Here is a 13,588-nt window from a genome sequence, read left to right as displayed (position 1 = left end):
CCCGCCTTCCATTCGACTGCTCGGCTTACGGACTCAATCTCAATTGATGGCCCTTGAGCTATGATCTTGGCGGCATCGTGCTCACTCGCCTCAGCGCGCCGGTGCACTCACGCAGTTTGTTCGCGGGTCTGCGGCGATCGGCCGGCGGCCTGGGCTAATTTTTAGATCAGCTGGCGAGGCGCAGCGGCTGGCTTGCGGCGGGCTGGGGTTGGTCGGGCCAGATGCCACGCGTGTCATAGACCTGCTTGTCCGCGCGTTCGTCGAGCGGGATCGATTTGAACACGTCGTGATCGACCAGCACGATCAGGGATGCGCACTCTTCCAGCGCCGCGTCGATGTCGATGAGCGCGGCGCCAGTGCCGTCGAACGCCGGCGGCAGCGCGGCGGCATAGGGCTCGACAATCGCGACGCGCTCGCCGAAACGCTCGGCCAGCGCCGCTGCCACCTTGAGCGCGGGGCTCTCGCGAAAATCGTCGATATTGGCCTTGAAGGCTAGGCCGAGACAGGCGACCCGGCCGTGCGGCGCGGCCTCGATCATCGCGGCGGCACGCGCCACGACATGATCGACCTTGGCGTCGTTGACTTCGCGCGCGGTGCGGATCAGCGGCGTCTGCTCGGGTGCGGCGCTGACCAGAAACCAGGGATCGACGGCGATGCAATGGCCGCCGACGCCGGGACCGGGCGACAGGATGTTGACGCGGGGATGGCGGTTGGCGAGGCGGATGACCTCCCACACGTCGACGCCCATCGTCTCGGCGACATGGCCGAGTTCGTTAGCAAAGGCGATGTTGACGTCGCGAAAGGCGTTTTCGGCCAGCTTGGTCATTTCGGCGGCCTTTGCCGACGTGGTGACGCACGCGCCGCGGACGAAGCGGCGATAGAATTGCAGCGCCTTGCGCGCGCAACGCGGGGTGATGCCGCCGATCACCCGGTCGTTGTCGATCAGTTCGACTAGGATGCGTCCGGGCAGCACGCGCTCGGGACAATAGGCGATCGCGACATCGGCGCTGCCGACGGTGTGGCCGGGAATCTTCAGGTCGGGACGAAGCTGGGCTAGCAGTTCGGCGACTTTTTCGGTGGTGCCGACCGGCGAGGTCGATTCGAGGATGACCACGTCGCCCGCCTTGAGCACGATCGCGATCGTGGTCGCCGCCTTGAGCACATAGCCGATATCCGGGGCATGGTTTTCGCCGAACGGCGTGGGCACGGCGATGACGAACACGTCGGCCGGCTCGATCTGGAGCGCGGCGCGCAGATTGCCGCGCGCAACGACACCCGAGACGAGGCCGTCCAGGTCGATCTCCTCGATATGGACCTTGCCCGAATTGACCGTGTCGACCACGGCCTGGTGGACGTCGATGCCCAATACCTGGGCGCCGGTGCGTGCGATTACTGCGGCGGTGGGAAGCCCGATATAGCCCAGGCCGAGAACTGCGACCTTAAGCTGAGAGTCCGAAACCATGTGCGATGATCCTCGCAATCCGTGCCGAGGAATGGCCGTCGCCGAACGGATTGTGGGCGCGTGCCATTGCCGAATAGGCGGCATCATCGTCGAGGAGGGTTGAGATTTCGGAAACGATGCGGTCGCAATCGGTGCCGACCAGTTTTGCGGTGCCCGCGGCGATGCCCTCGGGACGCTCGGTGGTCTCGCGCATCACCAATACCGGCTTGCCGAGCGCGGGTGCTTCTTCTTGCACCCCGCCCGAATCGCTGAGCACGACATGGCATAGCGACAGCGCACGGATGAAATGGGGATAATCGAGCGGCGCGACGCGGGCGACATTGGCGCGCTCGCCCAGGATCCTGTCCATCGCCGCGGCGACATTGGGATTGGGGTGCATCGGGAAGAGGATGGCGACGTCGTCGCGATCGGCGATGCGGGCGAGGGCATGGGCGATGCCGTCCATGCCCTCGCCGAAATTCTCGCGGCGATGGGTGGTGACCAGCACGATGCGCTTGCCGGCGAAGCGCGCGGCGATGGGATCCAGCCCGGCGGCGAGCGCGGGGTCGGCGTCGATCCGGGCGCGGGTGGCGTGGAGTGCGTCGATCACGGTGTTGCCGGTGACGTGGATCGTCGCAGGATCGGTGTTCTCGCGGCGCAGCTCCTGCGCGGCGGTCTCGGTCGGGGCGAAATGCTGGTCGGCGATCTGGGCGACGATGCGGCGGTTCACTTCCTCGGGCCAAGGCTGATAAATGTCGCCGGAGCGAAGCCCCGCTTCGACGTGAGAAACCGGAATCTTGCGATAATATGCTGCCAGCGCCCCGACCATCGCGGTCGCAGTATCGCCCTGGACAACTACGCGATCGGGCCGCTCAACCCCCAACACCTCGCCCAGCCCGATCAGCAGCCTTGCTGTAAGCTGGTCAAGCGATTGCCCCGGAGTCATCAGGTCGAGATCGATATCGGGCCGGAGATCGGCTATAGACAGCACCTGATCGAGCAGCCCGCGATGCTGCGCCGAAACGCAGGTGCGCACGTCGAGGCCCGGGATTTCCGCCAGCGCCCGGACGACGGGGAAGAGCTTGATCGCCTCGGGACGGGTACCGAAGATCAGGAGGACGCGGCTGGTGAGCGGCTGAGTCATGGCGCTATCATATCATGCGCGGCTTAACGCGCCTCTAAGCTGCTCCATGGTTCAGCCCCACGATTGCTGCGAGTCCCTGCTACACCGGCGCGTCCTGCGCGGGAGCGGGTTACCTTCGACTAGCGCGCGTGCCGCAGCGAGCAGAGAGCGCGCCCCTCCACGGCGCGAGGCAGGTCACCGAGTTATGGCGATCGGAGCCGAGCCACCAGATTTCTCGCGCGTCCGGCCCCGAGCCGACCGCGCAGGGATACGGGTCGGCTCGGCCCGGCTACACAAGGCGGCGGCTGATCCCGAAACCCCATGCCTTTAGGGCCAACATATGGGGCCATGTTTAGAGGGGCCTGCAAACTCGGCAGAGAGTGCAAGTGGCGGAGCGGGAGGCGTACCAAAACCCTCCGTAGCGCTTTGATTTATCGGCGCAATTTTATCGACGATCGCCGGCTACCCCACACTTCTCGTGAGATATTACAGTACGATGCGGCACGGCTCGCGACCGCTACACGCCCTAAATCTAGGACGTTCGCCACCCGTTCCCCGCGCCCTGAAAGCGACCGTTGCGACGGTCCTCTAAATGGGGAACTCGGCAAGTAGCAACCCAAAGCCGAACCGGGCGCCGATAGCACGGCTGGCTTGCCCAGCGGACCACCTGAGGCGCCTCGAGAAGTCGAATAGACACCATCAAGTTCCTATAGCTTTCTAGGACCTTCTCGATATCTGGCATCTGTCAGCATGTTCCGTCCGCCCTCCCGGAACTATGCAGGACGGCAGACACGGGCCGCGAGACCACCTCGTCTTGATAGCGTAGCGCGACCGGCCGAACGTAGAAGTCGGCGCGGTGGATCATAAGGGACCTAAGCGGCAGCAGCCAGCCTCCCCAAGGTTGCCGATAAGTCCCCGCCGCAGAGCGTTGGTCACAATATGGCTAGTTCGAGGCCCGGCTCCGGCTCGCTTGAGAAGCGGAAGCTCTCCCGGAAGATTAGCTGGAGATCGAACCCCGGCCTTTCTCCGCCTACGACGTCCGGCGCTACCCCTGAAGGTAGTCGGGAATGCTATCAACATGAAACGCCGGAAGTGGCGGTAGCCGCCGCCGCGAAGCATGTTCGCCGGTCGCCTCAGGGACATGGCCTGGAGCCACACAACTAGGGTGTTGGCCCACCAATCTTCCCAATCGGTGATGTGTCCCTCGGCAAACCGGTCAGCGGCACATGGCCCGCCGCTGCCGGCAGAAGCTGGATGACGCCCGGCTGAGTGGTCCAAGAACGGGTAGCAGCTCAACCAGCCCCGGGCTCCGATTATGACGGGTATAGCTTTGGGGAGCATGTCAGAGGCGACGCATTTGTGGGGCGCACGGGCGTCGTGCGTTTTATACTCCGAACAGCATCACCGAGTTGCAAGCGTCTGGGATCATCCGCGCCTTGGTCATTAACTTGGTAACGGTATACCGCCCAGGCACGCGCTACAGTGAGCACCTTCTTCCACTACGACCTCTGCGTCGCGGGCTCTTCACATTCGCGGTCTGGCTCGTTGCTCTAAAGCTGTAAGAATTGCCTGCCCGTAAGCAGTCTTGGCCAACGCTCGCCCGCGCGACCGCGCCTGATCGGCGGTGATGAAGCCTTGTCGGTAGGCAATTTCTTCCAGGCACGCGATCTGAATCCCTTGTCGCTTCTGAATTGTGCGGACGAACTCCCCAGCTTCGAGCAGGCTGTCGTGGGTGCCGGTGTCCAGCCACGCGAACCCTCTCCCCATCAATTCGACGGCTAGGCTACCTTCCAAAAGATACTCACGAATCAGGTCGGTGATTTCTAGCTCGCCTCGTGCGGATGGCCGCAGGGAAGCGGCGCGATCCGCAACAGTGCCATCGAACACGTACAGTCCGGTCACTGCTTGATTGGAGCGCGGATGAAGAGGCTTTTCTTCCAGCCCTACAGCGTTTCCGCTCTCGTCAAAATCGACCACTCCGTATCGGCTCGGATCATCGACACGGTAGCTGAAGATTGTCGCCCCCCGGCGTCGGCTGCTCGCCCGGGCGAGCAGCTCTGTCATGTTTGCGCCAAAGAACAGGTTGTCGCCAAGGACCAGCATCACGGAGTCGCCGCCGATGAACTCGCGGCCGAGCGTGAAGGCTTGCGGCAATCCTTCAGGTTTGGGCTGGACCATGTAGGCGACTCGGATTCCCAAGGATGAGCCATCTTCGAACAGCCTGCGATAATTGTCGACATAATCCGGGCTAGCGATGATCAGGATATCGTGAATGCCGGCCAGCATCAGCACCGACATCGGATAATAGATCATCGGTTTGTCATAGATCGGAAGTAGCTGCTTGTTGATGGCTAGCGTTGCCGGGTGTAACCGGGTGCCGGTACCTCCCGCCAGAATGATTCCTTTCATTGTTCTGCATTTTCCAGAGTGGATGGCGAGAGAACCGCAAGGCCGCGACGGATGGTTGCATCGCCGGCGACTAAAGGGCTCCACCAGGCTTCATTGTCGAGGTACCATGCGACAGTCTTCTCCAAGCCAGTCTCGAACCGTTCGACGGGGCGCCAACCCAGCTCATTGCAGATACGGCTGGCATCGATTGCGTAGCGTTGGTCGTGACCGGGCCGATCGGCGACAAAGCTGATTTGGTCATTGTAGCTTCGCTGATCGCGGCGGGGCCGGACTCGATCCAGAACAGCGCAAACTCTCTCGACCACTTCAATGTTTCTCATCTCATTGAGGCCGCCGACGTTGTAGGATCTACCCGGTTGCCCGCGTTCAAATACCATCTGAAGTGCCCGGACATGGTCTTCAACAAATAGCCAGTCGCGTACTTGATCACCCTTGCCGTAGACCGGCAGCGGGTCACCTGCGAGTGCTTTTACGATGGTCAGGGGGATCAGCTTTTCAGGATGGTGATATGGCCCGTAATTGTTGGAGCAATTGGTGATGAGCACGGGCAAGCCGAAGCTATGTCCCCACGCCGACACCAGATGGTCCGCTCCTGCCTTCGTTGCTGAGTAAGGGGATCGCGGATCGTAGGGGGTGTCCTCCGTGAACAGGCCCGTCGGGCTCAACGATCCGTAGACCTCGTCGGTGGATATGTGGTGGAATCGAAAGCGCCCCATTCTTGGTCCATCTAAACCTGACCAGTAGGCGCACGCTTGGCTCAGCATCGTATAGGTGCCCACCAAATTGGTTTGAATGAAGGTGTCGGGTCCATCGATCGAACGATCGACATGGCTTTCAGCTGCGAGGTGCGTGATGATGTCCGGCTGGAAGGTCGAAATCGCGGCGGACACCTCGTTGGCGTCGCACACGTCGCCTTGGACGAACCGATAACGCTCCGAACCTGAAGCACTTGCGACGTTCGTCAGTGATCCGGCATAGGTCAGCTTGTCGAAGTTCAGCACCGTGTGAGGGGTGTTCGCGATCAGATGTCGCACCAGTGCAGAACCAATGAACCCTGCACCTCCAGTGACGAAAATCCGCATTCCACCTCCTTGCTTCCCACCTCGCAGGATAAAGGCGAAACCTGTAGCAATTGCTAAGCCACGTTGCTTCGCAGCGGTACCTTCCGTCTTTCCGGAAGCCCGCTAGCGTTGGACCAATACCCGCCCCGGGTTCGTTCGCCAGTCAAAAGCAGAACCGGAGCACGGGGAGTATGCTGGTTTGCTTATACGAGGCCGCCTCCAGACCTCGCAGCTTGCTCGCGCCGCGTGGTAACCTTGATCGGCCGAGAAGCGCGGCGGCGGCTGGCGCACAGACCCGGGGCGCACGCCGCCATGACGGCAGACCGGAGCAAAGAAAGTAGCTTTGATAGCTCCTGGCAGAGCCGGACGCGCTTCGCGCTAGTGCCGTGGCGGCGGCGCTGGCGCGGTGGCTTTTAGCCTCCGGCATGCGATCTGGCGGGTGGGCGTTGCTGCCCCGTGATCCGCGGCGCGAGGTGCCGCAACCCGGACGATGCCTGGTCCTTTACTGCGGTGCGGCCCGGCGGCTGACGTCCACTTTTACCGGCGGGCCGTAGAAGCCTGCAGCGCGCCAGCTTCAAGGTGAGCGCCAGCGACCTGATAGTCCCGGGGTCAGAACGGGGAGGCCGCTTTCAAGCGTGACCCCACTTAAGTTTCCTGTCCAACATGGACCTTGGAGTTACGGTACAAGGGTTCCGATCCGCCTTTCGCGATTGGGTCTGCGAGCAAACTGACTATGCACGGTGGATTGCTGAAGCGGCATCACGAATCATAGTGGCGCGAAGCTTGCTTACGTGGTCCGCCGCGCTAAGGAGCGACACATGCGTATCCGATCGTACATCCTCTGCGTTCTTAAGAAGCGACACAGATACAAGCCTAGTCGGCGTGATCCGAAGCGAGAGACCTGCACCTTCTGTCTTCATACACGACCTCGGACCAAAGGGTCATTCTAGGCACGTTTCCCCGCACCGAGATTGGCGTGCGTGGGGCACGACACTGCATTTCACTGCGATATGCTTCAGGGCGTGTTCTCGTCGTGGGCAAGCGCTATCCTGGGCTACGGTCGGGAAGCTGAACCCCGATGCCTGTGCGTGCCTCAAGTTGATCGGCGCGGATAGGCACCAGCGCTTTATTCGGGCTCAGTTCCAGCGCGACTCTGGTCGTCAACGGGCATCTCGTAAGCCGAAATGGGGTCCGCCGACGTCGGGTCGAAGCGCTGCACACGAGTTCCCAGCCGGTTGCTTACCCGAGTATTCAATCGCGAAGATACTCGATGGCCAGGCCGAACCGTGGGCACCAACGGCTCGGCCACGTCGGTAATCCGGTTACCAAGCGCCTGCTGAGTGGAGTCTGCCTGCGCCGTCTGGGCGCACGCCGCAGGAGCCGCAAGTGCTCCCAGGAACAGAGCAAGAATGGTTGACCCCAAATCGGTGCGTCTAGAAGGGGTCGATATGGAAAGGGAATGCTGCATATATGCCTCGTGATGCTCCGTTTCTATGCGCGGTGAACTCGACTGCCATGTCTCCTATGCGCCTTACGTCACGTAGGAACTGTTCAAAAATGCTCTATAGCTTCTATCAATTCCTTCCTCCAGCGAGGTGGAGGCGCGCCAACCGAGAGCCGCCAGTTTGGAACTGTCCATCAGCTTGCGAGGTGTGCCGTCCGGCTTGCCAAGATCGTGAACGACCTCGCCAGAATAGCCGATGACCGTCATGATCAACTTGACCAGTTCCAAAATCGAGACGTCGGTTCCCGACCCGACATTGACGTGCTGATCGCCTGAGTAGTGACGAAGCAGATGCACGCATGCATCAGCGCAGTCTTCTACATAAAGGAACTCGCGTCGGGGCGCGCCGCTGCCCCATATGTTCACCGCTGCACCATTCTGCTTGGCCTCATGCACTTTGCGGATCAGCGCTGGCATGACATGGCTCGATGCAAGGTCGAAATTGTCGCCCGGACCGTACAGGTTCGTCGGCATGGCTGAGATGAAATCGCGACCGTGCTGTCGGCGAAACGCCTGTGTCAGCTTGATGCCGGCGATCTTCGCGATGGCATACCACTCATTGGTCGGCTCGAGCGGCCCCGTCAGCAACGCCTCTTCCACGATCGGCTGCTCGGCGAATTTTGGGTAAATGCAGCTTGATCCGAGAAATACCAGCTTTTCGACCTCCGCCAGATGGGCACCGGCGATGATTGCGGTTTCGATCAGCAGGTTGTCGAGCAGGAAGTCTGCGGGATAGCTGTCATTGGCGAGAATGCCTCCGACCTTCGCCGCTGCCAGGAACACCGCATCGGGGCGTCGATCCCGAAGCCAGGCCTCGACCTCGCGCTGATCGCGCAAGTCCAAATCGTCACGACTTACGGTCAGGACCTCGCAATCTTCCGACTGCAGGCGACGTACGATTGCGGAGCCGACCATACCTCGATGTCCTGCGACCCAGATTCTCTTGCCTGCCAGATCGTACACGTCAGGCTCCCTTTCCGATCGGCGCTGTGCGCATCGTAGCCAGATCGGCTTCGACCATTTCGCGCGCGAGTTCGCGCGGCGAGGTTTCATGGCGCCAACCAAGCTTCTCGTGCGCTTTGCTGGGATCGCCGATCAGCAACTCGACCTCGGTCGGGCGAAAGTAACGGGGGTCGACCATAACGCGGATCTTCCCGGTCGAGGTGCAATATCCCTTCTCGTCGATGCCCTCTCCGCGAAATTCCAGCGGGATGCCGGCATCGGCAAAAGCCCATTCGACGAAGGTACGTACCCGCGTAGTTTCGCCGGTGGCCAGCACGTAGTCGTCGGCTTGCTCGGCTTGGGTGATCATCCACATGCCGCGGACATATTCCCGCGCATGGCCCCAATCGCGTCGCGCATCAAGATTGCCCAAATACAGAACCTCCTGCCGTCCAAGTGCAATGGCGGCCGCCGCGCGCGTAATCTTGCGCGTGACGAAGGTTTCACCGCGAAGCGGAGACTCGTGGTTGAAGAGGATGCCGTTCGATGCGTGGATGCCATATGCCTCCCGGTAATTGACTACGATCCAATACGCGTACAGCTTTGCCGCGGCATAGGGACTGCGCGGGTAAAAGGGCGTGGTCTCGCGCTGCGGAACCTCCTGAACCAGGCCGTAAAGTTCGGACGTGGAAGCTTGATAGAAGCGCGTCTTCTTCTCGAGACCCAAAATCCGGATTGCCTCGAGCACCCGCAGGGTGCCGATCGCATCTGCGTTGGCGGTGTACTCTGGTGTCTCGAAACTGACCTGCACATGGCTTTGGGCAGCAAGGTTGTAGATCTCGTCGGGCTGCGTTTCCTGAACCAGGCGGATCAAATTAGTCGAATCTGTCATGTCGCCGTAGTGAAGCGAAAAGCGCGGGTTTTCGACGTGCGGATCCTCGTAGATATCTTCGATTCGCGCAGTGTTGAACGACGAAGAGCGCCGTTTCATGCCATGGACGCGATAGCCCTTTTCTAGCAGAAACTGTGCGAGGTACGCGCCATCCTGCCCGGTCACGCCTGTAATCAACGCCGTCTTCGCCATAGCATACTCCAATCAATCCCTTGCCGGCCCCGAGCCGCGTCTGGATAGCGCTTAATAGGGAGCCGCGACGCCAACGGAAGAGCAAACGTTGTGGGCAGGCCGCGGCATGGCGGAGCCATCCGTCAGGTCCGGAGCCCTTTCCAATTCGTGCTGCCGCGATTGCCATGGCAACAATGCTGCACTACCGGAGTGGGGCGATTCGTGCACCTCCTGAGGGCTCAAAAAGAACAGATCGCGGCAGCGGATGGCCGGTTAACAAGCGCTTTTAGGTGGTTTACGCGCGGATGGATTACTACGTGCATACCAGATACAGTCGGTGGCATCGTCTTCGCGTGCAGGCGGCGGGGGCGATCGTAATTCCGCTGCTCCCCTATGTTGCCCGGCTCGTTTCTGTGTGGGACACTCCCCTGTCGCTCGCCGGCGGCGCTGACAGCGTCAGCGTTCTGCACCTTACGTTCGTGCTCAGTCTCGGATCGGTCCTGGCCGGCACGATGATCATGCGCAGCATGGCGCGCTACCCCGGCGTCGAAGGAAGCGCTTCGATCCTGCCAGCCTTCTCCGCCACCTTCGGAACGGTCCTGCTGTTTCTGGTGATGGGGCGTATCGAATATAATCGCTTCGTACTCGCAAGCTCGTACTTCCTTGCGCTGCTGTGGTTCTACTTCATCCATTTCAAGGAGCAGCGGCGTGGCCTCCGGATCGGCATAATATCGCACGCTACACTTGACCCCGCCTTCATCGGCGTACGACGCGTCGTCCCGGTAATGCTGGAAAATCCGGACAGCGATGTATCGGGGCTCGATGCCATCGCTGTGGATCTGCGCGTTGACCTTCCGCCCGAATGGGAGCGCAGGCTGGCTGACTACGCCCTTGCGGGACTGCAAGTGCTCCACCTGAAGCATCTGGTTGAGTCGTTGACAGGCCGCGTGGAACTTGAGCATCTTTCGGAGACCAGCTACGGGACACTTTCGCCCTCCTCGTTTTATCTCGTGCTCAAGATGTGGGGTGACTGGATTGCTGCGGCAGCAGCGCTCGCGATCATGTCACCGGCGTTGATCCTGATCGCCCTGATGATTCGGGTGGACTCGCCTGGACCTGCGATCTTCAGGCAAACCCGGATCGGGTACCGCGGCAAGCCATTCACGGTATACAAGTTTCGAACGATGACGGATGCGGGATCGCAGGGCGAGCATCGAACCGCGGCGATGACGCGGGATAACGATGCCCGAGTCACGAAGTTGGGGCGGGCTCTGCGCCAGACGCGGATTGACGAGCTCCCTCAGCTTGTAAATGTGCTTCGCGGAGAAATGAGCTGGATAGGCCCTCGCCCTGAAGCTGCGGTGCTCTCTCGCTGGTACGAGAGCGAGATCCCGTTCTACCGCTATCGCCACATCGTTCGCCCGGGGATCACTGGCTGGGCGCAAGTGAGCCAGGGCCATGTCGCAGAGATCGCGGACGTCACCAGCAAGCTCCACTACGATTTCTATTACATCAAGAACTTCTCACCATGGCTGGATTTGCTCATCGTCGCGCGAACGATCCGCACGATGGCGACGGGCTTCGGTGCGCGCTGAGGCATTGCGCCATTCACTAGATAACGGCCCCGGGAGAAAGGTAACAGGATCGCCTCCCGATCGCGGCTTAAACGGAGGTATGTAAGCGTATGGTAGGCCCACCGACCAAGTACGAGGCCGTTGAGGCGGACCGGTTGAAGATCCGCTTCTTCCCGGAAACGGCACTTGCGGGCTTCTCTCACCTGGACGGCACTGTCGGAATGTACACGCAGGTTGCCGCGATGTTGCGGCCGACCGACGTGGTGCTCGAGTTCGGCGCAGGCCGCGGAGCGAACATTCTCTCCGATCCATCTCCCTATCGACAATGGTTGCAGACGCTCAAGGGGCGCTGTGCGCGGGTGGCGGGATGCGATCTCGACCCGGTAGTGTTGCAGAACCCGTTCCTGGACGATGCCACGGTCCTCCAGCCGGGGCAGCCTCTGCCCTACACGAACGACACATTCGATCTGATCCTCTCCAACAACGTGTTCGAGCACGTAGACGATGCCGAAACCGCTGCGGCCGAGCTGCTACGCGTGCTCAAACCGGGCGGGGTGCTATGCGCCAGTACGCCGAATAAATTCGGCTATGTCGCGTTGATGGCCATGCTCGTGAAGAATACCCATCACAGCAAGGTTCTTGCCAGGGTCCAGCCTCATCGTCTGCCAGAGGACGTCTTCCCCACACGTTACAGAATGAATACACCGCGCACCCTGCGACGACTGTTCGGTCGAGCAGCCGAGGTCATCGTCTACGCGACCTCAGCCGAACCGTCCTATCACTTCAACAACGCTCTTATATATCGTGCTTTCATGATCCTGCACAGGCTGCTGCCCCGGTCGCTTGGAGCGACGCTCATCGTGTTCGTGCGGAAGGCGCAGACTCCCGGAGTACCTTCAGGCCGTCAAGCGAAGAATTGATGGAGTTTGCCCAGGTTCTTGCCGGCGAGCGCCGCAGTGACCGAGATTCCTGCACGCCGTAGCGCGGTGGCATCCTCAAACGACTTGCGCAGCATCGCCGGGAGCGAGCGGTTACTCGCACCTCCCGTCCGCATTGCCACCACGGTTCCCGGAACATAGCGATAGTCGCCGGGGGCCGAGAACAATCGAAGGATGAAATCGTAGTCGGCTGCGATACGCATCGTCTCGTCAAAGCCCTGCAGCCCGAGAAAGCGGTCACGACGAACGTATAGTGTGGGGTGAGGCGGCATCCATCCCCAGCGCAGCCGGCGTGGCGAATAGTCCGTCGACGTCCAGCGGCGGACTACGGATGAGGGGTCGGCCTTTCGGACGTAGTTAAGATCGCCCCACATGGCGTCCGGGCGCGCATCACCCACGCCTCCGAAAAGCGTTGCGAGCGCGTCGCGCGAGGCGAACAAGTCGTCGGAGTGAAGAAAACCGACATAGTCTCCGGTCGCGAGTTTCAGTCCCCGGTTGAGCGCTGGATAGATGCCCCCATCCCTTGCTGACACGAAGGCACCAAAATGTGGGCGATAGCGGTCCAGTATCTCCAGCGTACCGTCGGTGCTGCCCCCGTCTACCACGACAAGGTCCACGTCTGTCCCCCGCTGCGCGAGAATCGACTCGATTGCTCCCGCAATTTCAGTGACATTATTGTAAACCGCAGTGATCACCGAGATCTTCATCGGCGATCCTTCGGCGACCTGGCGGACGAGAGTATCACAGACTTGATATCGATCATACTTTCATACACGGCTCGCATACGGCAGAAAAGGAAACCTGCCCGGCCATCTAAAAATCCGCCGCGCGCAATATACAGATACAAGAAAATCAACGTTGGTCGCATCGGCATCCGATAGACCAATTGCTTGGCGGCCTTGCGCCTCATCATAGGATCTCTTGACAGAATGTCACGCCAGGCGACGCGGCGAAGCCGTTCGCGCTCTAGTGCCTCCGCCTCCATACTCGAATAACGGTTATGTCGCTCGAACCAGTAATCGACCCCCTTGTTGAATGGATAATGGAGGATGTGGTTGGCCAACTCTTCGATCGTCAGTTCGGTGCGAAATTCCTCGTTTATGTCGCGTTCCACATGGGCAGCTCCACAACGCATCAGTCGACCGAACCACGTCGGATATCCCGAGCTGCGTCGCAACCACCGTCCGAGAAAAATGTCCTGCCGCCGCATTCTAAACATGCCTGTCTCAGGGCCAACACGCTCTAGACGAGCTACGATCTCGTCGTGAAGCGCCGATGTCATCCTTTCGTCAGCATCCAGCATAAGTACCCACGGATATTTGAATATGGGTAGCTGTAGCGCGGCATTCCGCTGACGCGCGTATGTGTCAAACGGCCTTTCCAATACACGCGCGCCGGCGCCGAGCGCGATGATGCATGTATCATCCGTGCTCAGCGAGTCGAACACAACTACATCATCACTCGGAATAGATGCGATACAATCTGCTATATTAACAAACTCGTTGTAGGTCAGGATCACGACCGAATACAATT

Annotated in this window: 10 protein-coding genes; 2 read left to right on the top strand and 8 right to left on the bottom strand. The window is 60.6% G+C overall.

All coding sequences use genetic code 11. The annotated features are described in order from the left end of the window. Positions 1–166: 166 nt before the first annotated feature. From wecC to gmd, 6 genes are all read right to left on the bottom strand, one after another. Positions 167–1,462 (bottom strand): UDP-N-acetyl-D-mannosamine dehydrogenase, encoded by a 1,296-nt coding sequence (gene wecC, locus AB2M62_RS17020; RefSeq protein WP_404335704.1) that lies wholly within the window; start codon positions 1,460–1,462, stop codon positions 167–169. Further along, positions 1,440–2,585: a non-hydrolyzing UDP-N-acetylglucosamine 2-epimerase gene (gene wecB / locus AB2M62_RS17015; protein WP_404335703.1), complete on the bottom strand. Its 1,146-nt coding sequence runs from the start codon at positions 2,583–2,585 to the stop codon at positions 1,440–1,442. The genes wecC and wecB overlap by 23 nt, the downstream gene beginning before the upstream one ends. Positions 2,586–4,088: 1,503 nt before the next feature. Continuing rightward, positions 4,089–4,973 (bottom strand): glucose-1-phosphate thymidylyltransferase RfbA, encoded by an 885-nt coding sequence (rfbA, locus tag AB2M62_RS17010; RefSeq protein WP_404335701.1) that lies wholly within the window; start codon positions 4,971–4,973, stop codon positions 4,089–4,091. Then, positions 4,970–6,055 (bottom strand): dTDP-glucose 4,6-dehydratase, encoded by a 1,086-nt coding sequence (rfbB, locus tag AB2M62_RS17005; RefSeq protein ID WP_404335699.1) that lies wholly within the window; start codon positions 6,053–6,055, stop codon positions 4,970–4,972. Before rfbB ends, rfbA begins: the two co-directional genes overlap by 4 nt. 1,510 nt (positions 6,056–7,565) lie before the next feature. Next, positions 7,566–8,453 carry a GDP-L-fucose synthase family protein gene (locus AB2M62_RS17000; protein ID WP_404339997.1) on the bottom strand — a complete coding sequence of 296 codons (888 nt, stop codon included), beginning with the start codon at positions 8,451–8,453 and terminating at the stop codon, positions 7,566–7,568. A 49-nt stretch (positions 8,454–8,502) separates the two neighbouring features. Then, positions 8,503–9,564, bottom strand: a complete 1,062-nt coding sequence (gene gmd / locus AB2M62_RS16995; RefSeq protein WP_404335697.1) for a GDP-mannose 4,6-dehydratase — start codon at positions 9,562–9,564, stop codon at positions 8,503–8,505. Between the two features lie 284 nt (positions 9,565–9,848). On the opposite strand from gmd, the gene AB2M62_RS16990 reads away from it, so the two are divergent. Both AB2M62_RS16990 and AB2M62_RS16985 read left to right on the top strand, forming a co-directional pair. After that, on the top strand, positions 9,849–11,138 hold the full coding sequence (locus AB2M62_RS16990) for a sugar transferase (protein WP_404335696.1): 1,290 nt from the start codon (positions 9,849–9,851) through the stop codon (positions 11,136–11,138). Between the two features lie 134 nt (positions 11,139–11,272). Further along, entirely contained in the window at positions 11,273–12,037 is a 765-nt protein-coding gene (locus tag AB2M62_RS16985) for a class I SAM-dependent methyltransferase (protein WP_404335694.1), read from the top strand. Here AB2M62_RS16985 and AB2M62_RS16980 read toward each other — a convergent pair. Further along, positions 12,022–12,762 carry a glycosyltransferase family 2 protein gene (locus AB2M62_RS16980; RefSeq protein WP_404335692.1) on the bottom strand — a complete coding sequence of 247 codons (741 nt, stop codon included), beginning with the start codon at positions 12,760–12,762 and terminating at the stop codon, positions 12,022–12,024. The two genes, AB2M62_RS16985 and AB2M62_RS16980, sit on opposite strands and share 16 nt — an antisense overlap. Continuing rightward, a complete protein-coding gene (locus tag AB2M62_RS16975) occupies positions 12,759–13,574 on the bottom strand; it encodes a glycosyltransferase family 2 protein (RefSeq protein ID WP_404335690.1) in 816 nt (271 codons plus the stop codon). The genes AB2M62_RS16980 and AB2M62_RS16975 overlap by 4 nt, the downstream gene beginning before the upstream one ends. Positions 13,575–13,588 lie beyond the last annotated feature (14 nt).

The organism is Sphingomonas sp. MMS12-HWE2-04 (assembly GCF_044881185.1).
GTDB lineage: Bacteria > Pseudomonadota > Alphaproteobacteria > Sphingomonadales > Sphingomonadaceae > Sphingomonas.
This window is presented reverse-complemented; position numbering and strand designations above follow the sequence as displayed.